27 protein-coding genes are annotated in these 24,400 nt (G+C 66.4%); 13 read left to right on the top strand and 14 right to left on the bottom strand.

Annotated elements, in window-relative coordinates; translation table 11 throughout:
• Window positions 1-130: 130 nt before the first annotated feature.
• Both M4J39_RS17780 and M4J39_RS17775 read right to left on the bottom strand, forming a co-directional pair.
• Window positions 131-631, bottom strand: coding sequence for a YbjN domain-containing protein (locus tag M4J39_RS17780; protein WP_251729762.1), 501 nt, complete (start codon window positions 629-631; stop codon window positions 131-133).
• A 254-nt stretch (window positions 632-885) separates the two neighbouring features.
• Window positions 886-1,194 carry an accessory factor UbiK family protein gene (locus M4J39_RS17775; RefSeq protein ID WP_251729760.1) on the bottom strand — a complete coding sequence of 103 codons (309 nt, stop codon included), beginning with the start codon at window positions 1,192-1,194 and terminating at the stop codon, window positions 886-888.
• Between the two features lie 263 nt (window positions 1,195-1,457).
• Between M4J39_RS17775 and lgt the strand changes: the two genes are divergently transcribed.
• The 5 genes from lgt (at window position 1,458) to M4J39_RS17750 (ending at window position 6,158) form a co-directional block, all read left to right on the top strand.
• Window positions 1,458-2,297, top strand: a complete 840-nt coding sequence (gene lgt / locus M4J39_RS17770) for a prolipoprotein diacylglyceryl transferase (RefSeq protein ID WP_251729759.1) — start codon at window positions 1,458-1,460, stop codon at window positions 2,295-2,297.
• Window positions 2,294-3,367 carry a class I SAM-dependent methyltransferase gene (locus M4J39_RS17765; RefSeq protein ID WP_251729757.1) on the top strand — a complete coding sequence of 358 codons (1,074 nt, stop codon included), beginning with the start codon at window positions 2,294-2,296 and terminating at the stop codon, window positions 3,365-3,367. Before lgt ends, M4J39_RS17765 begins: the two co-directional genes overlap by 4 nt.
• A gap of 189 nt (window positions 3,368-3,556) precedes the next feature.
• On the top strand, window positions 3,557-4,327 hold the full coding sequence (gene pgeF / locus M4J39_RS17760; RefSeq protein WP_251729756.1) for a peptidoglycan editing factor PgeF: 771 nt from the start codon (window positions 3,557-3,559) through the stop codon (window positions 4,325-4,327).
• Between the two features lie 103 nt (window positions 4,328-4,430).
• Window positions 4,431-5,063: a hypothetical protein gene (locus tag M4J39_RS17755; RefSeq protein ID WP_251729755.1), complete on the top strand. Its 633-nt coding sequence runs from the start codon at window positions 4,431-4,433 to the stop codon at window positions 5,061-5,063.
• Window positions 5,064-5,225: 162 nt separating this feature from the next.
• Window positions 5,226-6,158, top strand: coding sequence for a ribose-phosphate pyrophosphokinase (locus M4J39_RS17750; protein WP_251729754.1), 933 nt, complete (start codon window positions 5,226-5,228; stop codon window positions 6,156-6,158).
• 209 nt (window positions 6,159-6,367) lie between these two features.
• Here the strand turns inward: M4J39_RS17750 and M4J39_RS17745 are convergent, their stop codons facing one another.
• Window positions 6,368-7,576, bottom strand: a complete 1,209-nt coding sequence (locus M4J39_RS17745) for an AGE family epimerase/isomerase (RefSeq protein WP_251729753.1) — start codon at window positions 7,574-7,576, stop codon at window positions 6,368-6,370.
• 313 nt (window positions 7,577-7,889) lie between these two features.
• Here M4J39_RS17745 and M4J39_RS17740 point away from each other — a divergent pair, with 313 nt between their 5' ends.
• The 4 genes from M4J39_RS17740 to M4J39_RS17725 all read left to right on the top strand — a co-directional run bounded on the left by M4J39_RS17740 (window position 7,890) and on the right by M4J39_RS17725 (window position 10,905).
• On the top strand, window positions 7,890-8,507 hold the full coding sequence (locus M4J39_RS17740) for a 50S ribosomal protein L25/general stress protein Ctc (RefSeq protein ID WP_251729751.1): 618 nt from the start codon (window positions 7,890-7,892) through the stop codon (window positions 8,505-8,507).
• Between the two features lie 75 nt (window positions 8,508-8,582).
• Complete coding sequence (gene pth / locus M4J39_RS17735) at window positions 8,583-9,290, top strand: aminoacyl-tRNA hydrolase (RefSeq protein ID WP_251729750.1); 708 nt, start codon at window positions 8,583-8,585, stop codon at window positions 9,288-9,290.
• Between the two features lie 106 nt (window positions 9,291-9,396).
• The gene (gene ychF / locus M4J39_RS17730) at window positions 9,397-10,491 is read left to right on the top strand and encodes a redox-regulated ATPase YchF (protein WP_251729749.1); all 1,095 of its coding nucleotides are present in this window, start codon (window positions 9,397-9,399) and stop codon (window positions 10,489-10,491) included.
• A gap of 240 nt (window positions 10,492-10,731) precedes the next feature.
• Window positions 10,732-10,905: a hypothetical protein gene (locus M4J39_RS17725; protein WP_251729742.1), complete on the top strand. Its 174-nt coding sequence runs from the start codon at window positions 10,732-10,734 to the stop codon at window positions 10,903-10,905.
• A gap of 104 nt (window positions 10,906-11,009) precedes the next feature.
• Here the strand turns inward: M4J39_RS17725 and fliJ are convergent, their stop codons facing one another.
• Both fliJ and fliI read right to left on the bottom strand, forming a co-directional pair.
• Window positions 11,010-11,426 carry a flagellar export protein FliJ gene (fliJ, locus tag M4J39_RS17720; protein ID WP_251729740.1) on the bottom strand — a complete coding sequence of 139 codons (417 nt, stop codon included), beginning with the start codon at window positions 11,424-11,426 and terminating at the stop codon, window positions 11,010-11,012.
• A gap of 6 nt (window positions 11,427-11,432) precedes the next feature.
• On the bottom strand, window positions 11,433-12,779 hold the full coding sequence (gene fliI / locus M4J39_RS17715) for a flagellar protein export ATPase FliI (RefSeq protein ID WP_251729947.1): 1,347 nt from the start codon (window positions 12,777-12,779) through the stop codon (window positions 11,433-11,435).
• 404 nt (window positions 12,780-13,183) lie between these two features.
• Here fliI and ctrA point away from each other — a divergent pair, with 404 nt between their 5' ends.
• Window positions 13,184-13,879: a response regulator transcription factor CtrA gene (ctrA, locus tag M4J39_RS17710; RefSeq protein ID WP_026792093.1), complete on the top strand. Its 696-nt coding sequence runs from the start codon at window positions 13,184-13,186 to the stop codon at window positions 13,877-13,879.
• A 106-nt stretch (window positions 13,880-13,985) separates the two neighbouring features.
• Here the strand turns inward: ctrA and cutA are convergent, their stop codons facing one another.
• The gene (gene cutA / locus M4J39_RS17705; protein WP_251729739.1) at window positions 13,986-14,360 is read right to left on the bottom strand and encodes a divalent-cation tolerance protein CutA; all 375 of its coding nucleotides are present in this window, start codon (window positions 14,358-14,360) and stop codon (window positions 13,986-13,988) included.
• A 213-nt stretch (window positions 14,361-14,573) separates the two neighbouring features.
• On the opposite strand from cutA, the gene M4J39_RS17700 reads away from it, so the two are divergent.
• A complete protein-coding gene (locus tag M4J39_RS17700; RefSeq protein WP_251729737.1) occupies window positions 14,574-15,359 on the top strand; it encodes an NAD kinase in 786 nt (261 codons plus the stop codon).
• 82 nt (window positions 15,360-15,441) lie between these two features.
• Window positions 15,442-15,984: an Hpt domain-containing protein gene (locus M4J39_RS17695; protein ID WP_251729736.1), complete on the top strand. Its 543-nt coding sequence runs from the start codon at window positions 15,442-15,444 to the stop codon at window positions 15,982-15,984.
• Between the two features lie 48 nt (window positions 15,985-16,032).
• On the opposite strand, the gene M4J39_RS17690 is transcribed toward M4J39_RS17695, so the two are convergent.
• The 5 genes from M4J39_RS17690 to M4J39_RS17670 form a co-directional block, all read right to left on the bottom strand.
• Complete coding sequence (locus M4J39_RS17690) at window positions 16,033-17,034, bottom strand: ABC transporter ATP-binding protein (RefSeq protein WP_251729735.1); 1,002 nt, start codon at window positions 17,032-17,034, stop codon at window positions 16,033-16,035.
• Window positions 17,031-17,825 carry an ABC transporter permease gene (locus M4J39_RS17685; RefSeq protein ID WP_251729734.1) on the bottom strand — a complete coding sequence of 265 codons (795 nt, stop codon included), beginning with the start codon at window positions 17,823-17,825 and terminating at the stop codon, window positions 17,031-17,033. Before M4J39_RS17685 ends, M4J39_RS17690 begins: the two co-directional genes overlap by 4 nt.
• Window positions 17,822-18,646: an ABC transporter permease subunit gene (locus M4J39_RS17680; protein ID WP_251729733.1), complete on the bottom strand. Its 825-nt coding sequence runs from the start codon at window positions 18,644-18,646 to the stop codon at window positions 17,822-17,824. The genes M4J39_RS17685 and M4J39_RS17680 overlap by 4 nt, the downstream gene beginning before the upstream one ends.
• A complete protein-coding gene (locus M4J39_RS17675; RefSeq protein ID WP_251729732.1) occupies window positions 18,633-19,466 on the bottom strand; it encodes an alkaline phosphatase family protein in 834 nt (277 codons plus the stop codon). Before M4J39_RS17675 ends, M4J39_RS17680 begins: the two co-directional genes overlap by 14 nt.
• 101 nt (window positions 19,467-19,567) lie before the next feature.
• Window positions 19,568-20,617, bottom strand: coding sequence for an ABC transporter substrate-binding protein (locus tag M4J39_RS17670; RefSeq protein ID WP_251729731.1), 1,050 nt, complete (start codon window positions 20,615-20,617; stop codon window positions 19,568-19,570).
• Between the two features lie 90 nt (window positions 20,618-20,707).
• On the opposite strand from M4J39_RS17670, the gene M4J39_RS17665 reads away from it, so the two are divergent.
• Window positions 20,708-21,418 carry a UTRA domain-containing protein gene (locus M4J39_RS17665; RefSeq protein WP_251729730.1) on the top strand — a complete coding sequence of 237 codons (711 nt, stop codon included), beginning with the start codon at window positions 20,708-20,710 and terminating at the stop codon, window positions 21,416-21,418.
• A 4-nt stretch (window positions 21,419-21,422) separates the two neighbouring features.
• Here M4J39_RS17665 and M4J39_RS17660 read toward each other — a convergent pair whose 3' ends face one another.
• From M4J39_RS17660 to M4J39_RS17650, 3 genes are all read right to left on the bottom strand, one after another.
• A complete protein-coding gene (locus M4J39_RS17660; RefSeq protein ID WP_251729729.1) occupies window positions 21,423-22,577 on the bottom strand; it encodes a DUF2336 domain-containing protein in 1,155 nt (384 codons plus the stop codon).
• A gap of 111 nt (window positions 22,578-22,688) precedes the next feature.
• Window positions 22,689-23,126, bottom strand: a complete 438-nt coding sequence (locus M4J39_RS17655; protein WP_251729728.1) for a YqaA family protein — start codon at window positions 23,124-23,126, stop codon at window positions 22,689-22,691.
• Window positions 23,127-23,186: 60 nt separating this feature from the next.
• Window positions 23,187-24,320 (bottom strand): lytic transglycosylase domain-containing protein, encoded by a 1,134-nt coding sequence (locus M4J39_RS17650; RefSeq protein ID WP_251729727.1) that lies wholly within the window; start codon window positions 24,318-24,320, stop codon window positions 23,187-23,189.
• Window positions 24,321-24,400 lie beyond the last annotated feature (80 nt).

Here is a 24,400-nt window from a genome sequence, read left to right as displayed (position 1 = left end):
TCAGCCGATGGCGGCAGCATCACCAAAAAGAAGGCCCATGGCTGAGCGACCGGGCTGAGCGACCGGGCTCAAAAGCAAGGTCCCGACCGCCGACGCGACCGGGACCTTGGTCGTTTCATGCCTGAAAGGCTCAGGCCTCGCCGACGGTTTCCATCAGCGCCAGGGTCAGCGCCTCCTTGGCGTTGCGACCGCCGCGCACCGCGAAATCGAAGGCGAGGCGGTGCCGTTCACAGGTGTCGACCGCCGTTTCGATCAGCGCCTCCATCTGTTCGTTGGTCACCTCGGCCTGCCCAGTCAGCAGCAGCGTGTTGCGGTACATGACCACGCCCTCGGCCTGCCAGATGTCGAAATGGCCGATCCAGAGCTGCTCGTTGATCAGCGCCAGGAGCTTGGTCACCTCGTTCCGGCGGGCGGCCGGCACCTTGATGTCGAAGGCGCAGGCGACATGCAGCGCCTCGATCTCGGAGAGCCAGGTGACGGCGACGTTGTAGTCCGTGTCGTCGCCAGCGATGGAGATGGCGATCTCGTCCTCGTCGGAGCGCTCGAACGTCCAGTCGTTCTGCGCGGCGAGGAGCTCGATCTCGTCCACGGGATTGGCGGTTCGCTCGGGATGCACGTCGATGAGGGTCATCTTGACCTCCAGGGTTGCCGCTGCGGAACAGCGTGTGCCGATACCGATGTCGACCTTCGTTGCTCCGCACCGGGGCGGGAACGCCGACGCCGACACCTTTTAGCCGGTGGCCGCAAAACGCCTACCGACAACACCGAAGCGGCCGAAACCGCCCCGGAATGCAGCAACCCGACATGCGCCGATCCGAAATACAGGAGCGCACGAATCTCACGTTGACGACAGGATAAGCCGGAAGGGCATGAAAACGGAAGCCCTCACGGGCCTTCGGGACCCACGGCCTCCTCGGCGACGGCTGCAACCTCCGCCTCGTTGTGGGAAAGCCGCTTCTCCAGCTCGGCGACGCGGGCGTTGAGCCGCTCCACCTCGGCCAGCGCGCGCGTGGCGATGTCCTGCACCGTTTCCAGGTCTTCGCGACGCACGAGATCGAGTTCGGACGCGAACTTCTCGCCCTGGGCACGGAAGACCGAGGAAACCTCACGCCCGGCCGACTGGGCGAGGCCGGCGGCGTCGTTCATCAGCTTGGCGAATTCGTCGTAGATGCGTCCCTGCGGGCCGGTCGTCATGGCAGTCGTCTCCGAATGGCGGGCCAGACCCTCTATTTGGCCCCTCGCCGGCTCCGCTTCAAGCGGAAGATGCAGGGAGACCCGGAGAAGTCGTCGGGAGGGCCGATAACCCCCATATTTTGGCTGGAAGACCAAAACCGGACGGGCGATTGCCAAAGTTAAGCCCTGATCAGGCTTGACGAGTCCGGAAACGCCCATCAATCCTCGCTCGCGGGAGATGTCACCTTCGGGGTTCCGCGCCGACATCCGACAGAAGGACCACGATGCCGCTCTTCGCCCTGCCCTTCCCGCCGATCAGCCCCGTTCTCCTGGAGTTCGGTCCGATCTCCATCCGCTGGTACGGACTCGCCTACGTGACCGGGCTGATCTTCGGCTGGTGGTACATCATCCGCATGGTCGACAAGGAGCGGCTCTGGGACGGCCTCAAGCGGCCAAAGGCCACCGACATCGACGATCTCCTGGTGTGGATGACGCTCGGCGTCGTGCTGGGCGGCCGCATCGGCTACATCCTGTTCTACAATTTCGAGGCCTATCGCGAGAATCCCTGGGAGATCCTGCAAATCTGGCACGGCGGCATGTCGGTGCACGGCGGCTTCATCGGCACAGCCATCGCCCAATACCTGTTCGCCCGACGGCGCGGCCTCAACGTCTTGACGGTATTCGACCTCACGGCCACCGCCGTGCCCGTCGGCCTCTTCCTCGGCCGGCTCGCCAACTTCGTCAACGGCGAGCTCTACGGCCGCGTCACCGACGTGCCCTGGGCCTTCATCTTCCCCAACTCCGACGGCCTGCCCCGCCACCCGAGCCAGCTCTACGAGGCCGGTCTCGAAGGCCTCCTGATCTTCGCCGTGCTGACGCCGCTCGTCTGGAAGGCCGGTATTCTCAAGAAGCCAGGTCTTGCCGTCGGCATCTTCGGCCTGATCTATGCCGCCGCCCGTACGCTGGTCGAAACGGTGCGCGAGCCCGACCCGCAGGTCGGCTTCCTCTTCGACAACTTCCTGACCATGGGCATGCTCTTGTCGATCGTCACCGCCATCGCGGCCGTCATCCTGATCGCCCTGGCGCTCGGCGGCCGGACGCGGCGGCCGGAGCCATCGTCATGACGGCGCTCGAAGACAAGATCATCAGGCTGATCGGCGCCGTCGGCCCCATCTCGGTCGCCGACTACATGAGCCTCGTCCTGTCCGACCCGGACCACGGCTACTACACCACCCGCACCGCCATCGGCCTTGAGGGCGATTTCATCACCGCGCCTGAGATCAGCCAGATGTTCGGCGAGCTGATCGGCATCTGGTGCGTCGCCGCCTACGAGGCGCTGGGCCGGCCGGCGCGCCTGTCGCTGGTCGAGCTTGGCCCCGGACGCGGCACGCTGATGGCCGATCTGCTCAGGGCCGGCCGCGTCGACCCCGGCTTCATCCGCGCCGCCGAGGTCCATCTCGTCGAGATCAGCCCCGAGCTGCGCCGCCGGCAGGCCGCCGGCCTCACCGGTCTTGCCAGCCCCATCTGGCACGACCGCATCGACGACCTGCCCGACGGGCCGCTGATCGTCGTCGCCAACGAGTTCTTCGACGCCCTGCCGATCCGCCAGTTCGTCCGGAGCGAACGCGGCTGGCGCGAGCGCGTCGTCGGCCTCGACGATGACGGCAATCTCGCCTTCGGCATCGGCGCCGCCGCCCCCGATCTGGCGCTGCTGCCGGCCGGCGCGGCCGAGGCGCCGCTCGGCGCCGTGGCCGAAATCAATCGACCGGCCGAGGCGATCGTCGGCACGCTTGCCCACCGCCTCGTGCAGCACGGCGGCGCGGCGCTGATCTTCGACTACGGTCACGTGAAGAGCGGCTTCGGCGAGACGCTGCAAGCGGTGCGCGCCCACCACTACGCCGATCCGTTGCGCGAACCCGGTGAATGCGACCTCACCGCCCACGTCGATTTCGACCGCCTCGCTCGCGCCGCGACTGCCGAGGGCGCCGCCGTGCTGGGGCCGGTGACGCAGGGCGACTTCCTGCTGGCCATGGGCCTCACCGAACGGGCGGGCGCGCTCGGCTCCGGCCGTAGCGCCGAGGATCAAGCGAACATCGTCGCCGCCGTGGAGCGGCTGGCCGGCCCGGACGAAATGGGCACGCTGTTCAAGGCGATGGCGGTGACGCACCCGCCGCTGGCCCTGCCGGGGTTCTGACGCACGGCGTGGCGATCCATGCAGGCATCTTCGCGCAAGCTTCTCGGGCAAGCTTCCTAGGGCAAGCGTCCTCGGGCACGTTTAGGGAAACTTCACCCTCTTTCCCGAAGGCCGCCCGAAAATCGTCGCGATTGCATCGTCATTTGAGGAAGATAAGCCGCACCAAACGCCCTTCTCCGGAACACACCGATGATCGTCCGTTCGCCCGTCCTTTCGGCCCTCCCCGGCATCCGCCACGGCTGGTTCACCCGCGAGGGCGGCGTGTCGGGCGGGCTCTACGCCAGCCTCAACACCGGCTATGGCTCCAAGGACGCCCGCGCCAACGTCACCGAGAACCGCGGCCGCATCGCCGATGCCATCGGCGTTCCGCGCCACAAGCTGGTCACGCTCTACCAGGTGCATTCGCCCGACGTCGTGGTGGTGACCGATCCCTGGGCCGTCGAGGACAATCCCGAGGCCGACGCCCTCGTCACCCGCGTTCCCGGCATCGCGCTGGGCACCAGCCACGCCGACTGCGGCCCGGTGCTGTTCGCCGACGCCGAGGCGCGCGTCGTCGGCGCCGCCCATGCCGGCTGGAAGGGCGCCTTCACCGGCGTTCTCGAAGCGACCATCGACGCCATGGTCAGGCTCGGCAGCCGGCGCGGCGACATCATGGCCAGCCTCGGCCCGACGATCTCCGCCGCCGCCTACGAGGTGGGGCCGGAGTTCGTCGCCCGATTCCGCGAGGCCGGCGAGGCCATCGACCGCTGGTTCTCGCCTTCGAAGCGAGCGGGGCACGCCATGTTCGATCTGCCCGGCTACATCATCTTCCGGCTGGAGCGGGCCGGCATCCGCGCCACCAACCTCGCCCTTTGCACCTATGGCGACGAGGCGCGCTTCTTTTCCTATCGCCGCATGACGCTGAACGGCGAGGCCGACTACGGCCGGCATCTCGCCGCCATCGCGCTCGAGGGATCGTGACGCCTGTCCTCCAACCAAGGGCTACACAACGCAAAAACGGTTTCCAGACGAGCCGAAAAATGCTCTAACCGCACACGGCTGTGATTTGCCGGGAGGCTGATGGATGGGTTTTCTGAGCGGAACGAAGCGTACCGGATCGCTCCGGCTGCCGGGCGTGGTCCTGGCGATCGCCCTCGCCTCCGTCCTCGCCGCCTGCCAGTCGACCGCTCCCGCCCGGCCGAAAGCCGCCGCCGTTGCCGGACCGACCGTGCCGGCGCCGCCCGAGGCGACCCAGCCGGCCGCGCCCGCCGTCCCGGCGGCCGTCGCCACCTTCTCCTTCGATCAGATCAAGGGCGTGCCGACCAACAAGCAGGATGAACTGGCCCGGGCGATCGCCAAGCACGCCCAGGCGCGCAACCTGCGCCTCGTCCGTCGCACCGATCCTTCGGCCACCTATCACGTCTGGGGATATCTGTCGGCCGTCGGTGGCGACGTCGGCACCAACGTCACCTACGTCTGGGACATCATCGATCAGAGCGGCGCTCGCGTGTTGCGCTTCTCCGGCGTCGAGATCACCGGCGCCGCCGGCAACGATCCCTGGAACAGCGTCGACGGAACGGCGCTCGACAACGTGGCAGCCCGCACCGTCGAGGACGTTTACGCCTGGATCAACCGTCTGCCGCGCCCGTCCGTGGCGGGCGCCCCGACCGCCCAGGCAGGCACCGCCCAGACGAACCCGCTGGCCGGCACGCTCTGACTCATTAATAAGTCGGCGCAAAACGCCGGGAGCATGGCTGCATTCGCGAGATCGCGTGTTTACGCGTCCCCGCCGCGCTGCTAAAAGGCGCGCAAATCTGAGCCAGCCAGCCGGTCGCCGCCCCGTTCAGGGCGGCGTGGTCTTTTCGCGAGGTCGACGTTCATGAAACTTGTCGCTGGAAACTCCAACCCGAAGCTGGCCGAACAGGTCTCCGATTATCTGGAGAAACCGCTCACCAAGACCTCGGTGCGCCGCTTCGCCGACCAGGAGATTTTCGTCGAAATCCTCGAGAATGTGCGCGGCGAGGACGTCTTCGTCCTCCAGTCGACCAGCTACCCGGCCAACGACAACCTGATGGAGCTGTTGATCATCACCGATGCGCTCCGTCGTTCCTCGGCCAAGCGCATCACGGCCGTCCTGCCCTACTTCGGCTACGCCCGGCAGGATCGCCGCTCGCAGGGCCGCACGCCGATCTCGGCCAAGCTGGTCGCCAACCTGATCACCAACGCTGGCGTCGACCGCGTCCTCACCCTCGACCTGCACGCGGGCCAGATCCAGGGCTTCTTCGACATCCCCACCGACAACCTGTTCGCCGCGCCGGTGTTCGTACGCGACATCAAGGAGCGTTACGCCACCGACAACGTGGTGATCGTGTCGCCCGACGTCGGCGGCGTGGTCCGCGCCCGCGCGCTGGCCAAGCGCATCGACGCGCCGCTCGCCATCGTCGACAAGCGCCGTGAGCGGCCCGGCGAGTCGGAGGTGATGAACATCATCGGCGACGTCAATGGCCGCGACTGCATTCTCGTCGACGACATCGTCGATTCCGGCGGCACGCTGTGCAACGCCGCCGAGGCGCTGCTCGCCCAGGGCGCCAAGTCGGTCACCGCCTACGCCACCCATGGCGTTCTGACCGGCGGCGCCATCGCCCGCATCACCGCCTCGAAGCTGAAGGAAATGGTGTTCACCAACTCCATCCAGCCGACCGAGGACTTCGAGAACAGCCCCAAGCTGCGCTGGATCTCCATCGCCCCGCTGATCGGCGAGGCCATCTCGCGCACCGCCGCCGAGCAGTCGGTGTCGAGCCTGTTCATTTAGATGGTGGGCGCCAGGTTTGGGCGCCCTATATCGATCTTGCGCTTCTTCCGGCCCGAGATCCTGCGCCTTCGCGCAGGATGACGACTATATGTTTGTTTTAATTATATAATTTTGTCATCCTGCGCGAAGGCGCAGGATCTCAGGCAGAATGGAGCGCTCGGCATATATAGGGCATCCAGCCTCCGAGCTTTCCACGCCTCTCTACGCGCTCACCCCTTGAGCCGGGCCAGCATCTCGAAGCAGGCGCGGGCGTTGTGATAGGGGCACTTCCACGGACCGGCGAGGCAGGCGTCGGCATCTTCTTCCGCCGTGTAGGGCCGTCCGTCGGGCGTCAGCTTGGCATGCCATTCGCCATGGGCATGGTCGGCAACATGATCGCGGATGAAGGCCCAGACGTCGCGCACCGCATCCCGGAACGCCGGGTTGCCGGTCATCTCCCAGGCGTTCTGGAAGCCGACCAGCGCCTCGGCCTGTGGCCACCAATGCTTGTTGGCGTCGATCAGGCTGCCGTCGCCATGCGCCTCGTAGTGAAGGCTGCCGTCGCGGTCGCGCCCCTCGGCCAGCGTCCGCTCGGCCATCATCACGGCGGCCGCCCTCGCCCTTGCGATCAATACCTCGTCGCCCAGCACCTCGGCGGCCTCGACCAGCAGCCAGCTGCCCTCGATGTCATGGCCGTAGGAAACATGGTCGTTCAGAGAGCGCCAGCCCATGTCGAAGAACAGCTTGAAGTGCCCGGTGCGGCTGTCGACGATGCGGTCGAGCGTGACGGCGATCAGCGCCGACTGCCGCGCCACCAGCGCCGGATCGCGCCAGATCCTCAGGAGGTTAGTGTAGGCCTCCATGATGTGGAGGTGGGTGTTCATCGACTTCGGGCTGTTGATATCCTTCTCCGACAGGCGCATGTCGTCGAGCGCGCCCCAGGCGCGGTCGAGCGCCTCGATATAGCCGCCGCGCTCGCGGTCGGCGGCATGCTTCTCGATCAGCCGGAACAGCTCGATCGCCAGCCCCAGGGCTTCGCGGTTGCCGGTGGCGCGGGCATATTCGGAGAAGGCGTAGATGGCGAAGGCCTGGGCGTAGATCTGCTTGCGGTCCGACAGCGGCCGCCCCTCGGCGTCGACGAGCCAGTAGAGCCCGCCATGCTCGCCGTCGATGAAGCGGCTGCGAAGGTCGTCGAAGGCCCAGTCGGCGGTGGCGGCGTAACTCGCGCCGAGCACGCGCGTCGCGGTGGCGAAGGTCCAGAGAATGCGGGCGTTGACCACGGCGGCGCGCGGCGCGGCCTTGTCAACGATACCATCGCAATCGGCGGCGCCGAAGAAGCCGCCCTTCGGATCGCGCATGCGGCCCTGCCAGAAGGGAAGGATGTTCTCCGTGAGCTCGCGAAAAATCTCTTCCCGCATGCTCTTGCCGTCCGTCGCCATCGCCCCTGCTCCTGTCATGCCGCACGTGGAAATGCCAGCCCCGCCTTTCCTAAACGTTTTCATCGAGTTTTCCAGATCGGAATGCCGCGCATCCGTCCGATGACGCAGGAGATGCCCGTCCACCGGCGGGTGGTTCGAAAAGGCGGCCGTCTCCCGCCGCCCAATGGCCCGGAAACCCTCGCATTCCCTTGCCTTCGCCGAGCGTTTCCGCTATAGCGCCCGCATCCGCGCCGACCCCCCTGGAGGGAGCGCCGGATCGGCATCGGCCGCGTGGCCGCCGCCGCCAGTAATCCGAAGATGAAAGCACGAGAAAATGGCTCAGACCTACGAGCTCGTCGCCTCGCCGCGTGACCGGGTGGGAAAGGGGTCCGCCCGCGCCCTGCGCCGTGAAGGCAAGACGCCCGCCGTCGTTTATGGCGACAAGCAGCCGCCGCTGTCGATCGCGGTCGACACCAAGGAAACCTTCCTGAAGCTGCACGCCGGTGGCTTCCTGACCCACGTCGTCACCCTCAAGGTCGACGGCAAGGAGATCAAGGCCCTGCCGCGCGACTACCAGCTCGACCCGGTGACCGACTTCCTCGTCCACGTCGACTTCATCCGCGTGTCCGACACCACCAAGGTGACCGTTGACGTGCCGGTGCATTTCGTCGGCCAGGACAAGTCGAACGGCATCAAGCGCGGTGGCGTGCTGAACATCACCGCCCACGAAGTGGCGCTCCTGGTGTCCGCCAACAACATCCCCGAGCACCTGACGGTCGACGTCAGCACGCTCGATATCGGCGATTCCGTGCACATCTCCGCCGTGACGCTGCCGGAAGGCGCCAAGCTGGTCGATCACGACGACTTCTCCGTCGCCACCATCGTCGGCTCGGCTGCCGGCACCTCGGAAGAGACGGCCGCTCCGGCCGCCGCCGAGGCCCCCAAGGCCTGATTACTCAGGTCTTCGGTTTGACATTCGGGGTTCCGGTCGCAAGGTCGGAACCCCTGATCTTTTCGGGAGAGGCGCGTGCTCATTCTGGTCGGTCTCGGCAATCCCGGCGCCAAGTATGCGTCGAACCGCCACAACATCGGCTTCATGGCGGCCGACGTCATCCATACGCGCCACCGCTTTCCTCCCTGGCGGAAGAACTTTCAGGCCGAGGTCGCCGAAGGCACCATCGACGGCGAACGCGTGCTGCTCATGAAGCCGCAGACCTACATGAACGAGAGCGGCCGTTCGGTGGGCGACGCCGTGCGCTTCCTGAAGCTCGCCCCGTCCGACGTCGTCGTCATCCATGACGAGCTCGACCTGCCGCCCGGCAAGCTCCGGATGAAGGTCGGCGGCGGCCATGGCGGCCACAACGGCCTGAGGTCCATCACCTCGCAGATCACCGACGGCTATCGTCGCATGCGGCTCGGCATCGGCCACCCCGGCGACAAGGCCCTCGTCCACGCCCACGTTCTCTCCGACTTCGCCAAGGCCGACCGCGACTGGCTGGTGCGCCTGCTCGACGCCATCGCCGACAACGCCGGCGAGTTGGTGAAAGGCGCCGACGCCACCTTCGCCAACCGCGTCCACGCCATCACCGAGCCGAAGCCCGAGCGCAAGCCCAAGCCGGACGCGACCGTCGCCCGGCCGGCATCGGCCGGCGAGACGACAGAGGAAAAGCCGCCGGAAAAGAACGCCATGGCCGCCATCCTGAAAGGTCTTCTGGCCCAGAGAACCCGGCGCTGATGGCGACCGCCTCGGCACGCCTTCACAGATAAATCGCTTGACGGCCGGCGGCAGGCTTCCCTAACACCTCGGCCAACACATCGCTCCAGACGAAAGCCTGATCACCATGGGTTTCAAGTGCGGCATCGTCGGCCTGCCCAACGTCGGCAAGTCCACGCTCTTCAACGCGCTCACCAAGACCGCGGCCGCCCAGGCGGCCAACTATCCCTTCTGCACCATCGAGCCGAACACCGGCGAGGTGGCCGTTCCCGACCCGCGCCTCACCGTGCTGGCCGAGAAGGGCAAGTCGGCGCAGATCGTGCCGACCCGCATCACCTTCGTCGACATCGCCGGCCTGGTGCGCGGCGCCTCCAAGGGCGAAGGCCTCGGCAACCAGTTTCTCGGCAACATCCGCGAGGTCGACGCCATCGTCCACGTCGTCAGGTGCTTCGAGGACGACGACATCACCCACGTCGAGGGACGCATCGATCCGGTGAGCGACGCCGAGACGGTGGAAACCGAGCTGATGCTCTCGGACCTCGACAGCCTCGAGCGTCGCGTGGTGCCTCTTCGGAAGCGTGCCCAGAGCGGCGACAAGGACATCAAGGAACAGGTCGAGCTGATGGACCTCGCCCTCGAGGAGCTGCGCAACGGCCGCCCGGCCCGCACCGCCAGCATCCCCAAGGGATCGGAGGCAGCCTTCGACGCGCTCAACCTCCTGACGTCCAAGCCGGTGCTCTACGTCTGCAACGTCGAGGAAGCGGCGGCGGCCACCGGCAACAGCCAGTCGGCCCGCGTCTTCGAGATGGCCGAAAGGCTCGGCGCCAAGGCGGTGGTCATCTCGGCCGCCATCGAAGCGGAAGTGGCCCAGTTGGACGACGCCGAGCAGAAGGAGTTCCTGGAAACGCTCGGCCTGGAAGAGCCCGGCCTCGACCGGCTGATCCGTGCCGGCTACGACCTCCTCGGCCTGATCACCTATTTCACCGTCGGCCCGAAAGAGACGCGCGCCTGGACGATCGTCAAGGGCACCAAGGCGCCCCAGGCCGCCGGCGTCATCCACACCGACTTCGAGCGCGGCTTCATTCGCGCCCAGACCATCGCCTATGAGGACTACATCGCCTATGGCGAGGCCAAGGCCAAGGAACTCGGCAAGGCCCGCGACGAAGGCAAGGAGTATGTCGTCGCCGACGGCGACGTCATGCTGTTCAAGTTCAATACCTGACGCGCGTCATCAGACCCGTTTTCGCCACATTTTTGACGCCGCCATGGAACTTTCATGGCGGCGTTGGCGTTTCCAATGCCGGTATCGCTTTGCCGTTTTCGGCCCAAACAGCCCGTTTACCATTCGTTTACTGCGATGAACGGCAGATGAACGACGGGTTCGGGGCTCGTTCAAGCCGGTGGCAATAAGGTGACATCATGGCGCGGAAGGGGCCGCGCCCGACGAGAACGGCAGCACGCCATGGCCCGCAAGACCAAACTCCTGAGCTGGATCGCCGCCGCGCTGGTGGCGCTGACCACCGTGGTCGCCGCCCGCGCCCTGCCCGACAGGATGTGGCCGGGCGACCTCACCGTGACGATCGAGATCTCGGGCACCGCCGGCGCCGGTGTCGCCACCAGCTGGCAGGCGCCCTGACCGACGCGAGGTTCGGTTAGCCGAACGAAAAGGCGGGCATGCTCGGCATGCCCGCCCGAAAACGATCCGGAGCGATTGAAAGACGACGAAAGCCGGCCGATGAATCAGCCGGCGTGATGATAGGAGCGGCGGGCCGCCACTTCGTCGAGCGCGTCCTGCTCGGCCGCGTCCTGGGCCGTCTTTTCGCGCATCTGATCGCGCTCCTCCAGAAGCTCGATCTTCTTCATCTCCTCGACGGCCTCGCTGAGCGCCGCCTGCGCGGCCTCGAGCTGCCCTCTGAGATCGTTGGCCGACCCCATGAGGTTGTCGCGACGGCTCATCGCCGCCTTGGCGAAGGTCGGATAGGCGAAGTGGGTGATGTCGGTAATGCCGCTGCGCTTTTGCTCGGCCAGAATCTGCTCGTCGAGCTCGGAGGCCATGCGCTCGAACTCGGCGATCATCATCTCGATCTGCATCACCTGCCGACGCTTCTCGTCGACCTGAAACCGCTTGAGTCGGATGAGACTGTTGCGAGATTTCATTTCAAGTTACTCCCCGGAATGCCCGTATCGTAAACCGACAGTGCTTTCCAAAAGGTGAGCAAGATCGCGATAGCCATCATAACGACGGGTGCATTCGTCTTTTCCCTGCGTCAGGAAGGCCTCGAGCGGGGCGGAGACGTCGATCGACTGGTCGACGTCCGGGTTGCTTCCGCGCCTGTAGGCGCCGAGGCGGATCAGTTCCTCCATGTCGGCGAAGGTGGCCATCAGCCGTTTCGCGTCGCGGATCATCGGCCGGATCTCCGGCTCGACGCAGCCGGGCATGGTGCGCGACACCGTCTTCAGAACGTTGACCGCCGGGTAGCGGCCACGCTCGGCGATGGCGCGCTCCATGACGATATGGCCGTCGAGAATGCCGCGCACCGCGTCGGCCACCGGCTCGTTATGATTGTCGCCGTCGACCAGAACGGTGAAGAGACCGGTGATGGTGCCGCCGCCCACCGGGCCGGGCCCGGCGCGCTCCAGGAGGCGCGGCAGCTCGGCGAACACCGTCGGCGTATAGCCCTTGGACGTCGGCGGCTCGCCGGCCGACAGGCCGATCTCGCGCTGGGCCATGGCAAAGCGCGTCACCGAGTCCATAAGACAGAGGACGTCCTGCCCCTGGTCGCGGAAATACTCGGCGACCGTCAGAGTCATGTAGGCGGCCTGGCGCCGCATCAGCGCCGTTTCGTCGGAGGTGGCGACCACCACCACCGAGCGGGCAAGCCCCTCCTCGCCGAGGTCGTCCTCGATGAACTCCTGCACCTCGCGGCCGCGCTCGCCGACGAGACCGATCACCGATACGTCGCAGGCGGTGTAGCGGGCCAGCATGGACAGGAGAACCGACTTGCCGACGCCCGAACCGGCGAAGATGCCCATGCGCTGGCCGCGACAGCAGGTGGCGAACGTATTGAGGACGCGCACCCCGAGGTCGATCGGATCGCCCACCCTCGCCCGCTCGGCCGCCTGGGGCGGCGAGGCCCTGAGCGGCATCTCGCTCGGCCCCAGCGGCAACGGTCCCTTGCCGTCGATCGGTTCGCCGAAGGCATTGATCACCCGACCGAGCCAGCCTTCCGAGGGGCGCACCGATGCCGACGACGTGGCGATGGTCGCCTTGGCGCCGAGCCGCACGCCCTCCATGGAGGCGAAGGGCAGACACAGCGCCTTGCCGTTGTTGAAGCCGACCACCTCGACCGGCACCTGGGCGCCGCCGAAACCGCTGACCGACAGGCGGGCGCCGACGCTCATCTCCTGCACCGGACCGGCCACCTCCACCAGCATGCCCTGCACGCTGGCAACCCGCCCGTAAATCTCGAGCGGGCGGAGGGCGGCGATTTCAGCGGCGAGACGATCCAGCGTCATCGGCGTGTTCCGGGCAAAAGGTTTCCGAAATGATTCGCGTCCATGGGGGGAGTGTAACGCTTCGTTAAGGTCCGGCGTTAATACTTTGCTCATGAGTGCGATGGAGACCGGCGCGGGGCGACCGGGGTGTGGACAAGGAATCTTCGTGGAGTCGGCAGAATCGCTTAGGCAAATTTCTTAATTTGTCGCATGAGGACAACCGAAGCCAATTTATCGTTGATTCTTAAGGACCTGCCCGGACTTTTGGCGGAATGGCGTCAAAAAGCTTGCGGCCGAGAATCATTGTTTGTTAACCATTCGGTACTAGCCTTGGCCCCGATAGCCCATGTCCGGCGGAAGACCGGACACGCTTCCGACAGAAGGTCGGGCCCGAGGCCCTAGAAAAAGGGGATAACGGAATGCGAGTTTTGCTGATCGAGGACGACAGCGCGACCGCACAAAGCATCGAGTTGATGCTGAAGTCCGAGAGCTTCAATGTCTATACGACGGATCTTGGCGAGGAAGGTATCGACCTCGGCAAACTCTATGACTACGACATCATCCTGCTCGACCTCAACCTGCCGGACATGTCCGGTTACGAGGTTCTCAGGACGCTGCGCGTGTCGAAGGTCAAGACGCCGATCCTCATCCTGTCCGGTCTGGGCAACATCGAGGACAAGGTGCGCGGCCTCGGCTTCGGCGCCGACGACTACATGACCAAGCCGTTCCACAAGGACGAGCTGATCGCCCGCATCCATGCGATCGTTCGCCGGTCCAAGGGTCATGCCCAGTCGGTCATCGTCACCGGCGATCTGGTGGTCAACCTCGACACCAAGACCGTCGAGGTCAACGGCAACCGCGTGCATCTGACCGGCAAGGAATACCAGATGCTGGAGCTGCTTTCCCTGCGCAAGGGAACGACGCTCACCAAGGAGATGTTCCTCAACCATCTCTACGGCGGCATGGACGAGCCGGAACTCAAGATCATCGACGTGTTCATCTGCAAGCTGCGCAAGAAGCTGGCGAACGCCACCGACGGCCGCAACTACATCGAGACCGTCTGGGGCCGCGGCTACGTGCTGCGCGAGCCGGACGAGATCCAGGAAGCGGTCTGACACGATCGAGCCAAGCGAGCAGCGGCGCGTTTTCCCCTTTCGCGCCGCGCTCGGTTTCGCCCCGGCCTCGCCGGGGTTTTTTGTTGCCCGAAAGAGGCACCCGCACCTACTCGACGGACTTGAACCCCTTCGGCAGCGCCGTGCTGCCCTCCCCACCGGTTTCCGCCCGGATCCAGGCGGCGACGCCACGACCGACGCCGGCTAGCGCCATCACCTCGATGGCCGGCTGTTGGAAGGGGTGGTTGGCGACGATGGCGGTGAACAGCGACTCCACGAAATCCTCGCGCGTCTTCATGGTGAGGAGCACCTCGTTGTCCTCGCTGATCTCGCCCATCCAGCGATAGACGCTGCGCACGCCCGGCACGATGTTGGCGCAGGCGGCGAGGCGTCGATCCACGACGAGGCGGGCGATGGCGAGCGCCGTCGCCTCGTCCGGACAGGTGACGCTGACGATACGCAGGTCGTCGACGGATTTCGACATGGCTTCTCCCGCAACTTCCGAAGGTTGCCGGGTCGGCGAGAATCGGGGGCCGGCGCGGCACGTTTCCTTTTCAACGGGGCCATGCTAGATCATATCCTACGAAAGTGGACCCCCAATTGCGGCGGGCGCATCGTCCGAATGTCGCGTGTGGCAGGGGACGGTGGCGGCCTGTCGGAGCGATTGAACCACCGGACGACTGACGCGACGGACCTGATGCCGCATAACGGACGCCCTTCCTTCGAGCACCTTTCCTTCGTTGCCAGCGACACGCCAGAGGCCCAGGAAGCCAGGGCCCTCCTCGTCGCCGAATACGGCGATGTCGATGCCGACGACGCCGACACCATCGTGGCGCTGGGCGGCGACGGACTGATGCTGCAGACGCTCCACCGTTTCATCAACTCCGACAAGCCGATCTACGGGCTCAACTGCGGCTCGGTCGGTTTCCTGATGAACGAGTTCCGCGTCGAGGGGCTTCGGGAGCGCCTGGCCGATTCGGTCGTCACCGCCCTGCACCCGCTCGCCATGGAGGCGAGGACGGTGATCGGCGACACCCATCTCGCCCACGCCTTCAACGAAGTGTCGCTGATGCGGCAGACCTATCAGGCGGCTAAGCTCCGGATCTCGATCGACGACAAGGTGCGCCTCGAGGAAATGAGCTGCGACGGCGTGCTGGTGGCGACGCCTGCCGGCTCGACGGCCTACAATCTGTCTGCCCACGGCCCCATCCTGCCGATTCACGTGCCGCTGCTCGCCGTCACGCCGATCAGCGCCTTCCGTCCGCGCGGCTGGCGCGGCGCTGTCATTCCCGACCGCTGCTCCATCGTCATCGACGTGCTGGAGCACCAGAAGCGGCCGGTCTCGGTGGCCGCCGACCACCAGGAAGTGCGCGACGTGCTGCGCGTCGCCATCAAGGCCGACGTGCGCCAGCGCAGCCTCATCCTGTTCGATCGCAACCACGGCTGGGAGGAGCGCGTCCTGACCGAACAGTTCCGGACCTGAGGTCCGTTACGTTTCCTTAAGCGACGACGACGACAATCGACCCTTGCGGTCTTCTACCGTGCAATCGACGGAACCAACGCCGATGTCCAAGCCTTCCGACGCTCCCGAGTACATCGAGGCCAAGAACGACCTCCGCAAGAAGGTGCGGGAGATCCGTCGTCGCTCGCCGGCCGACGATCCGGTGAAGCGCGCCGAGGCGGCGCTGCAGATCCTGTCGACGCATTTCGACGACTGGATGCTCGACGAGGTCAAGACGATGTTCGCGACGCGCGACGCCTGGGCCGCCATCGACTATCGCGAAGGCGAGGAAAAGCGCGCCTTCCACCGCGCCGTCCACGACATCAAGGGCCAGTCGACCACGCTCGGCTTCCCGCTGGCCACCCGGGTCGCCGGCAGCCTGTGCGCCCTGCTCGAACGCATCACCGACCGCGCGCTGACGCCGATCGATCTCGTCAACCAGCATGTCGACGCCATCCGCGCCATCGTCCGCGAACGCGCCAAGGACGAGCAGAACCGCGTCGGCTCGGCGCTGACGCAGACGCTGCTCGACGTGACCGAGGCCTATATCGCCAAGCATGGGCACGTCGACGAGGAAGACGACGGCGTCATCATCCGCGATTTGTGAGTCGCCGCCGGCTCGCCTGTGCGAGCGGCTTGCCACGCGTCCGCTGACTCAGATGAAGTGAACGTCCCTCGTTCGCAGCGACACCTTGGTCTCCTCCCCCGTTGCGAGGTAATTCCCCTCGGCCGACGTCTGGCCTTCGACCTTCAGCGGAACGCCGGCCGCTTCCAGCAGGTAGCGCACGGTTGCGCCGGCAACGCTGGTCTCGCGAACGGTCGCACGGAGGACCAGGATATCCTCGCCCTTTTCCTCGCCGATCCGCATGGCATGCGGCTGGATGACCGCGGTCCTTTGCTCGCGCCGGCCGGTGAGACGCCCCAGGTCCGAGGCCTCGATGATGTTCGCGTCGCCGATGAACCTTGCCACGAACAGGCTGGCGGGGCGGTAGTAGATGTCCGTTCCATCACCGGTCTGGGCGATCCTGCCGCCCTCCATGACGGAAATCCGGTCACCCAGCGTCAGAGCCTCGTCCTGATCGTGCGTCACCAGGATGCTGGTGAGGCCGATGTCCCGCTGTATGCGCTTCAGCTCGTCGCGCAGACGTTTGCGGATCTGGGCGTCGAGCGCCGACAACGGTTCGTCGAGGAGCAGCAGCTTGGGTTCGAGCACCAAAGCGCGGGCGAGCGCCACGCGCTGTTTCTGGCCGCCCGACAGCTGGTGCGGGCGCATGTCGGCCCGGTCGGTCAGGGACACCGTCTCCAGCACGCCGTCGACCTTGTCGGCGATCGCCCGCTTGTCGATGCGGCGATGCTGCAGGCCGAAGGCGAGGTTCTGACGCACCGTCATGTTGGGGAACAGCGCATAGTGCTGGAACACCATGCCGATGCCGCGATCCCTTGGTGCCAGCCGTCCGATCGACCGGCCATCGAGCACCATCTCGCCCTGGCTTGGACGCACGAGGCCGGCGATCGAGCGCAGCAGCGTCGTCTTGCCGCAACCGGACGGGCCGAGCAGCACGTGCATCTCGCCCTTGCCGACCGCGAGGTCGATGTCGTCGAGGATGGTCACGCCGTCATAGCCGGCCGAAATGCCGCTGAGAGAAAGGTGGCTCATGGCCGACGCTCCGTTTCCCGCACCAGCCGGAACGCGCCCAGCGTGATGACGAGGATGATCAGGAAGTAGAGGATGACGATGACGCTGGAGACGCGGCCGCTGAGGCTGCGCTGCGCGAACATGTACATCTGCAGCGTCTCGAAGTTGCCGCCGACCAGCATCTTGGCATAGACGAACTCGGAGATGAGGCCGGCGAAGTTGAGGACCACCGCCAGCGCCACGCCGGGCAGGATGCATGGCAGCACGACTCGCCACAGGATGGCCAGGTCGCTGATGCCGAGCAGACGGCCGGCGTCGAGAAGTTCGGCTGTATCGAGGCCGCGCAGGCTGTTCTTGAGGCTGATGTAGAACATCGGAAAGCAGGCCGGCACGTAGGTCAGGACCAGCACCAGCGGCGTGCCGACGATCTGCAGTGGCGGCCCGGAGAAGACCCGGAGATAGCCGACCATCAGGATGATGCCGGGCACCGCATAGGGCAGGATCACCAGTCTTGCCATCCACCGGTCGAGCATCGGCCAGTAGATGTGGGCGGCAACAACCGCCGGCACCATGATGAGCGTTGCGAGCACCAGGGCGATCGCCGACACGGCAACCGACCGCAGGACGGCGGCGTGGAAACGTTCGTCGGAAAGGATGTCGGCGTAATAGCGCCCTGTCCAGCCGGCGGGCAGCGCCGTGCCCGACCAGTCGGAGGCGATGGAGTTGAGGAAGGTGGCGACGAGCGGCAGCAGCAGCGCCAGAGCCATCAATGCCAGAAAGACGCGCGACGCGTCGATGCGCGGCGCTCTCATGATCGCCTCTCCCGTGCGGCGAACTGACTGCCGACGATGGGCACCAGCAGCACCGCCAGCAGCAGCATGGCAATGGCGTTGGCAAGGTTGGGATCGGAGAAGACATCCCCGGACACCAGCTCGCTGATGCGGATCGTCACGACATTGACGCTGGTGCCGGTGAGCGCCGTGGTGGTGGCATAGGTGCCCATGGCGTTGGCAAACAGCAAGGTGGCGACGGCAATCAATTGCCGCGCCACGCCGGGCAGGCCGATCCGGAGCCAGAAGCGCAAGGGGCCGCACCCCATCAGCATCGCAGCCTCCTCGAGGTCACGGCCGACGGAGTCCAGAAGCGGCGTGATCAGCAGCGTCGCCAGCGCCACCTGGAAATAGCTGTAAGCGATGACCAGCCCGGTCACCGAATAGACGTTGAACTCGCCGATCAGCCCGAGTCCCTTGAGGATGAGCGTGAACGCGCCGTTCATGCCGAACAGGAAAATGATGGCCATGGCGAGGGGCACGCCGGCAAAGTTGGCGCCGATGTTGGCAAAGGCCATGGCGCTGCGCCGAAGCCGACCGGACCGGCGACGAAGGCTGACGGCGGTGAGCAAGCCGAGCAGCACGCCGATCGCCGTGGTGACCACGGAAAGGGCGAGCGAGATGATGAAGGACTGTCGATAGTAAGGATCCGACAGAATGGACTGGTAGTTGTCGAACGACCAGGCACTTCCCGACAGGAAACTGTCGCGCACCACGCTGCCGAGCGGCCAGACGACCAGCACCGCCAGCACGATCAGGAAGGGCAGCGCCAGAAGGCGCATGGAGAGGTTATGCACGCCCATGGCCCCGCCCCTCGGACCTCAGCACCCCCTCGGGAACCGGCAAGCCGTGGTCGGCAATGCCAAGGACAGCGCAGGCGAGGCCGGCGATATCCGTCTGCGCCGGCTTGGCATCGGGCGCCAGCGTGAAGACGTCGGCGCCGACGGTGTAGAGCGGCACATGGGTCTCGGTCTCGTGTGGCCCGCCATGACTGCCGTCGTCGCTCATGCCATGGTCGCTGGTGACCAGCACTGCATAGCCTGCCTGCCGCCATTGCGGCAGATAGCGTGCCAGGAGGTCGCCGGCATTGCGGGCGGCATTGCGGTACTCGCGCGAGGCTCCGCCATATCGATGGCCGGCATCGTCGATGTTCATCGGATGCAGCAGCAGGAAATCCGGATCGTGGCGACGGATGAGTACGTCGGCATCTGCGAACAGATGGTCGTCGGGATAGGGATCGGCCCAGTAGAAGCTGCCGTGCCGGATGTCGCCGGGAAAATCCTCGACATGCCGGAACTCCGGGGAGAACGGCGCCTGATTGTAAAGCTCGAAATACCAATGATAGGCCGCCGCGGCGGTGGCGAGGCCGGCTTCGGTTGCCAGCGAGAAAACGTTTCTCACTTTGGAGCGGCGCACGACGGCATTGCTGGTGACTCCATGGACGACCGGCGGCAACCCGCTCATCAGCGTCTCGTAGAGCGGTCGCGATATGGACGGCAACTCGCTTCGCACCTCGTAAACCTGCGCCTCGCCGGCCGCCACCAACCCTTCCATATAGCCGAGGCAGTCGCGCGCCGTGCCGTGGCGCAGCCCGTCGAGCAGGATGAAAACCATCTTCGTCATGCCGTGTCCCCCATGGCCCGCCATCCGCGGGTGGATTTGACGATGCCTCCGGCGCCGGAGCGGCGCCGAAGGCGATCCTGAAGGGCGAGCCCCTCAAGCCGTCACAGCTTGGGAACGACCAGTTCGCGCCACAACCGGGTCAACTCGGTCGCTTCCTTCTTCGTCCACAGTTCCGGGTTGATCGGCCGGGCCTTGGCATACTGTTCGGCCGGAAGCAGCTTCTCGGTGGTCTCGGCCGGCAACGTCAGGCGATCGACGCGGATCGGACGGGCATAGCCGTTGGCGAGGTTGATCTGGCCGGCGTCGCTCAGGATGTACTCGCGGGCCAGCTTGGCGGCGTTCGGCTGCTTGGCGTACTTGTTGATGATCGTCGCATAGCCCGAGGTTACCGAACCGTCGGCGGGGATCACCACCTTGAACTTGTCGCGGCCGACCACGTCGCGGTAGTTGAGGGCGTTGAAGTCCCAGATCGGCGCCACCTGGACCTCGCCCTTCTCCATCATCGCCGGATTGACGCCATTGGCCAGAAGCCGGCCCTGCTCGGCCAGCTTGGCGAACAGCTCGACGCCCGGACGCAGGTCGCTTTCGCTGCCGCCCATGGCGATGGCGGCGGCCAGCGCGGCGGCGTTGTCCTGCGCGCCTGAGCCCACCATGCCCATGGACACCTTGTAGTCGCCCTTGAGGAGATCGGCCCAGGAGGCCGGCGGGTTGGCGACGTCGGCGGCGATCAGGAAGGCGATGGTGCCGGTGTAGCCGATGATCCAGTGGCCGTCAGCGTCCTTGGCCCAGGCCGGAATGTCATCCCAGGTGGTGGGCTTGTAGGGCTGCGTCACCCCGCGCGCCACGGCGATCGGGCCGAATTCCAGGCCGACGTCGCCGATGTCGGCGGTGGCGTTGACGCCCTCGTTGGCAAACTTGGCGATTTCCTCGCCGGAGCTCATGTCGGTGTCGCTGTGCTTGAGGCCGTATTTCTCGGTCAGCTGGGCCCAGGTGTCCTTCCAGTTGGCCCAGCCGTCGGGCATGCCGACGCTGTAGATGGCGCCCTCGGCGCGGGCGGCGTCTTCAAGCGCCTTGATGTCCTGGGATTGGGCGCTACCGGTGCCGATGAGAAGGGCGAAGAGCGGGAGCGAAATAGCGGCGTGACGTTTCACGACTTGCCTCCTTGGTCTAGACCAGACGACCTGCTATTAGCGAGAGGCGATGACAGGCGCATGACGTCGACGCATGGAGGACGCGAGGCGATGGAAACAGACAGGGCCGAGGATGGTCTGGAACAGACCCTGCGGCGCGATCTCGCGGCGGGGCGCCTTGCCACGACAGGGCGCCTGCCGTCCGAGCGGCGGATGGTGGAGATCTACTCGACGACCCGCATCACGCTGCGCGAGGCGCTGCTGCACATGGAAATCGACGGGTTGATCTTCCGGGAGAATCGCCGCGGCTGGTATGCCACCGGCCCGCGCATGGTCTACAACCCCTTGCAGCGATCCAACTTCCACGTCATGGCCGCCGACCAGGGGCGACGGGCGGAGACCGAACTGATTGAGGCGCTCTCGGCGCCGGCACCGGCCACCGTCTGTCGCCTGATGGAATGCCCCGACGGCACCGAGTTCTGGCGGGTCCGGCGCCGTCGGCGCATCGACGGCCGGCTGGTGCTGTTCGTCGAGCATTATCTGTCGAAGGCGGTCTTTCCCGATATCCTGGAGTTCGATCTCAACCGCTCGCTGACCGGGATTTATCTCGAGCACTACGGCATCGACTACGGTTCGGCCTATTTCGAGATCACGCCCATCGCCCTTCGCGGCCTGCCGGCGGCCGAACTTCGCTGCGCCGACGGCGCCTATGGCCTGAAGATCACCCGCATCAACCACGACCAGCGCGGACGCATCATCGACTGCGATCTCGAATACTGGCGCCACGACGCCATATCGGTGCGGATCGAAGCGACCGACTGATGGGTCACGCTGCCCTTGAGCGGCCCTCGCGTCGCGATTCGAGGATCTCGCGTGCCGCCGTGCGGGCGCTCTCGGCGGCGAGCCGCCTCAGCATCGCGAGGAGGTCGTCCACCTCGCCCGGCGCAAACTCCTGATAGCGGGTGAGGATGCGCTCGACCATGCGGCGGCCGAAGCGCGGCTTGTCGCCCTCGCGGCCGTCGTAATCGAGTTCGCGCCAAACCTCGAGAGCGGCGAGAAACGCGGCATGGCTGCGCTCCGGCAAGCCGGCCCGCGTGAACAGCGCACGGAGCGCGCCGGCCCGGCCGTCCATCAGCAGGGCGTAGACGCGGGTGGCCGGCAGGCCGGACAGGCGGGCGAGCGCCGCCTCGAGAAAGCGGATGTGGCCCTCGCACATCGAGCGGATGAGCAGGGCCGTCGTCAGTTGCCCCGTTGACCGCAGATGCTCGACCAGTGCGGACAGCTCGGCCTCCTCTGCGGAACCGGCGAGAAACACCGTCGCCTTGTCGCAGGCCTCGCGCAGCACGACACCGGCTCGCTTGGGCGCGATCCAGGCGCGGCCGACCAGGAAGCGGCCGAGTTTTTCGCCCAGCGCCGAAATCAGCGACTGACGCACGGCGAGCGGCAGGTCGCGGCGGGCGAACAGCGCCTCTCGGATCTCGCCGTCGGCGCCCAGGCGGTCGGCAATGGCGGCGAAGGCCTCGCCGTCGAGATCAGCGCCGGGGTTGGCGAGCATGGCGAGCACGGCCTCTCGGTCGCCCTCGGCGGCGATGGCGTCGGCCACTTCGAAGGAAATCCAGGGACGGCTGGCGACGGCCTTGACGATCGACGGCGTACCCAGCGCGACCGCTGCCGTGAGTTCGCTGTCGATCAGGCAGGGCGAGCGGCGGAAGATCGGCTCGGCGATGGCCGGCAGATCCTGCGACAGCGCTACGATCAGGTGGCGCGGCGCCGTCTCGTGGATCGACAGCGCCTCGGCAAGCGCGCGGCGGACGTCTGGCGAAGGGTCGTCGGCGATGAGCGTCAGCGCCGCTTCCATCATCTCGCGCGCCTCGGGCGTGAGGTCGCCGTGGACATAGCTCCTGACCAGTGCCGGCACCGCCGACGCCCGCGCCGGAGCCGGTGCGTTGTCCATCCAGTCGATGAGCCGAAACCGCCCCATGCCCTCGCCCCGTTACGCTCATGCGCCGGCATCACGCGCCAGCGGTCATCGACGGGATGATCCCATGCCGACCCTTAAGGATTGGTTCACCATGATATTTGGCGGTCGCGCTCAGATCACGCTGAGGGTTGCCGCCGCCAGAACCGCGTAGCGGCCGACCTTGGCGACGGTGACCAGGGCGAGGAACACGGGAAGAGGCTCGCGGGCCAGGCCGGCGACGACGGTGAGCGGATCGCCGACGATCGGAGCCCAGCTGAGGAGCAGCGACCACTTGCCATAGCGCCGGTACCAGCCTTGGGCGCGGTCGAGGGCGGCGGGCTTCACCGGAAACCACGGGCGATCGCGGAACCGCTCGATGCCGCGCCCGATGAGCCAGTTGACGAGCGAGCCGAGCACGTTGCCCAAGCCGGCGATTGCCACCAGAAGCCAGGCCGGATGCGTGCTGGCAACGAGAAGCGCGACCAGCGCCGCCTCCGACTGCATCGGCAGGACGGTGGCGGCCATCAGCGCCGCCAGGAACAAACCTGCGAGGGCGGCGAGATCGATCATGACGGCATCCGCCCCGGCAGGCGGATGCGTCGCAGGCTCGGACAGGACGCGGCGAACACGTCAGCCGTCGTTGAGGAAGCTGGCGAGGTCGAGCGGTCCGCTGGCCTTGAAGCCGCGATTGAGAATCTGTCCGGGCTGGCTGGCCCTCAGCGCCGCGCTGGTATCGGCCGCCTGGGCGACGGTGGCGGCGAGGCTGGAGGCGTCGTCGGAGACGGCCGTGTGGAACAGGTTCGGCGACAGACTGAAGCCCTGCCAGAAGGCGGAGGCGGCCGTGGTCGTGGCAGGCGCGTCAGTGCGATAGATGGCCGAGAAGGCATCGGTCGGTTCAGCCGCCGTCCAGCCGGAGCTGGGCGTGCTATCCGTCGAGGTGAGCGCGGTGAGCGCCGATTCCGCCTCGGCGATGCGTCGCGACGCGCCGCCGCCGGTCTCGGCATCCGTATAGCCGAGCGCCGGATCCCATCGGGTGGAGACCGGCTCGTCCGGCCTGTCCAGCCGGGCGACGACATGACCGGCATCGACGGCGACCGGCGCCGAGCCACCGTGCTTGCCGGTCAGGTTGGCGTAGACCTCGGCGACGGTCCGCTCGCGCCCGCCCTCGTAGAAAATGGCCGGATTGGCCCGCGCCGCCTGCGGGAAAAGGTCGGCGGCGCTCGACGTCGGATCGCTGCCAGCGGCGCCGATCAGCGACGAGGCGCCCTTTGCGCCGAGGAAATGGGCGATGTAGAGCTCGCCGGCCGTGGCGTCGCGGCCGATGTCGTCGCGCAAGGATTCGGCATTGCGGCGGGTGAAGGCGCCGGCCACCAGAGACGAGACGTCCGGATCCTCGCGCAGCGCCAGAATCTTCTCCCGCATGGCCGGGTCCGCCACCTGATAGCGGCCTCCGGTCGTCCGGGTGATTTCGGCGCTGTACTGCCCGAGGCCCAGCGACGGCCCCTCTTCCTTCAGCGTCTGCAGCCAGGTGCCTTCGACGAACTGGAACAGGCCGGTGGCTGAGGATGTCGCGGCCTTGGCGTCGGGCCGCAGCGAGGATTCCCGCTGGGCGGTGTCGAGAAGATACTGGAAGGAGGTACCGGTGGTATCGCTCGCCGCGTCGAACGCCTGCTCGATGCGACCCGAAATGCCTGTTGACGCGGTCGGCGGCGCCGTCGTCTTCTGCGCCGGCGTCCCGTAGACCCATTGGAAAACCGGATTCATGGGCATTCACCAGCAAGAGCCCTCCGAATACTCCAGCAAGTCGAAGGGCGAGGCTCTGCAGCCTCGGTTAGTTATTTGTT

The sequence above is a fragment of the Pleomorphomonas sp. NRK KF1 genome (assembly GCF_023721755.1).
Taxonomy (GTDB): domain Bacteria; phylum Pseudomonadota; class Alphaproteobacteria; order Rhizobiales; family Pleomorphomonadaceae; genus Pleomorphomonas.
Note: the sequence above shows the minus strand (reverse complement) of the source record. Positions and strands in the feature narration are given on the sequence as shown.

Bases quoted from the DNA above. Each gene is read 5' to 3' on its own strand.
- M4J39_RS17780 (WP_251729762.1), bottom strand. From the start codon at position 631: ATGACCCTCATCGACGTGCATCCCGAGCGAACCGCCAATCCCGTGGAC.
- M4J39_RS17775 (WP_251729760.1), bottom strand. From the start codon at position 1,194: ATGACGACCGGCCCGCAGGGACGCATCTACGACGAATTCGCCAAGCTG.
- lgt (WP_251729759.1), top strand. From the start codon at position 1,458: ATGCCGCTCTTCGCCCTGCCCTTCCCGCCGATCAGCCCCGTTCTCCTG.
- M4J39_RS17765 (WP_251729757.1), top strand. From the start codon at position 2,294: ATGACGGCGCTCGAAGACAAGATCATCAGGCTGATCGGCGCCGTCGGC.
- pgeF (WP_251729756.1), top strand. From the start codon at position 3,557: ATGATCGTCCGTTCGCCCGTCCTTTCGGCCCTCCCCGGCATCCGCCAC.
- M4J39_RS17755 (WP_251729755.1), top strand. From the start codon at position 4,431: ATGGGTTTTCTGAGCGGAACGAAGCGTACCGGATCGCTCCGGCTGCCG.
- M4J39_RS17750 (WP_251729754.1), top strand. From the start codon at position 5,226: ATGAAACTTGTCGCTGGAAACTCCAACCCGAAGCTGGCCGAACAGGTC.
- M4J39_RS17745 (WP_251729753.1), bottom strand. From the start codon at position 7,576: ATGGCGACGGACGGCAAGAGCATGCGGGAAGAGATTTTTCGCGAGCTC.
- M4J39_RS17740 (WP_251729751.1), top strand. From the start codon at position 7,890: ATGGCTCAGACCTACGAGCTCGTCGCCTCGCCGCGTGACCGGGTGGGA.
- ychF (WP_251729749.1), top strand. From the start codon at position 9,397: ATGGGTTTCAAGTGCGGCATCGTCGGCCTGCCCAACGTCGGCAAGTCC.
- M4J39_RS17725 (WP_251729742.1), top strand. From the start codon at position 10,732: ATGGCCCGCAAGACCAAACTCCTGAGCTGGATCGCCGCCGCGCTGGTG.
- fliJ (WP_251729740.1), bottom strand. From the start codon at position 11,426: ATGAAATCTCGCAACAGTCTCATCCGACTCAAGCGGTTTCAGGTCGAC.
- ctrA (WP_026792093.1), top strand. From the start codon at position 13,184: ATGCGAGTTTTGCTGATCGAGGACGACAGCGCGACCGCACAAAGCATC.
- cutA (WP_251729739.1), bottom strand. From the start codon at position 14,360: ATGTCGAAATCCGTCGACGACCTGCGTATCGTCAGCGTCACCTGTCCG.
- M4J39_RS17700 (WP_251729737.1), top strand. From the start codon at position 14,574: ATGCCGCATAACGGACGCCCTTCCTTCGAGCACCTTTCCTTCGTTGCC.
- M4J39_RS17695 (WP_251729736.1), top strand. From the start codon at position 15,442: ATGTCCAAGCCTTCCGACGCTCCCGAGTACATCGAGGCCAAGAACGAC.
- M4J39_RS17690 (WP_251729735.1), bottom strand. From the start codon at position 17,034: ATGAGCCACCTTTCTCTCAGCGGCATTTCGGCCGGCTATGACGGCGTG.
- M4J39_RS17685 (WP_251729734.1), bottom strand. From the start codon at position 17,825: ATGAGAGCGCCGCGCATCGACGCGTCGCGCGTCTTTCTGGCATTGATG.
- M4J39_RS17680 (WP_251729733.1), bottom strand. From the start codon at position 18,646: ATGGGCGTGCATAACCTCTCCATGCGCCTTCTGGCGCTGCCCTTCCTG.
- M4J39_RS17675 (WP_251729732.1), bottom strand. From the start codon at position 19,466: ATGACGAAGATGGTTTTCATCCTGCTCGACGGGCTGCGCCACGGCACG.
- M4J39_RS17665 (WP_251729730.1), top strand. From the start codon at position 20,708: ATGGAAACAGACAGGGCCGAGGATGGTCTGGAACAGACCCTGCGGCGC.
- M4J39_RS17660 (WP_251729729.1), bottom strand. From the start codon at position 22,577: ATGGGGCGGTTTCGGCTCATCGACTGGATGGACAACGCACCGGCTCCG.
- M4J39_RS17655 (WP_251729728.1), bottom strand. From the start codon at position 23,126: ATGATCGATCTCGCCGCCCTCGCAGGTTTGTTCCTGGCGGCGCTGATG.
- M4J39_RS17650 (WP_251729727.1), bottom strand. From the start codon at position 24,320: ATGAATCCGGTTTTCCAATGGGTCTACGGGACGCCGGCGCAGAAGACG.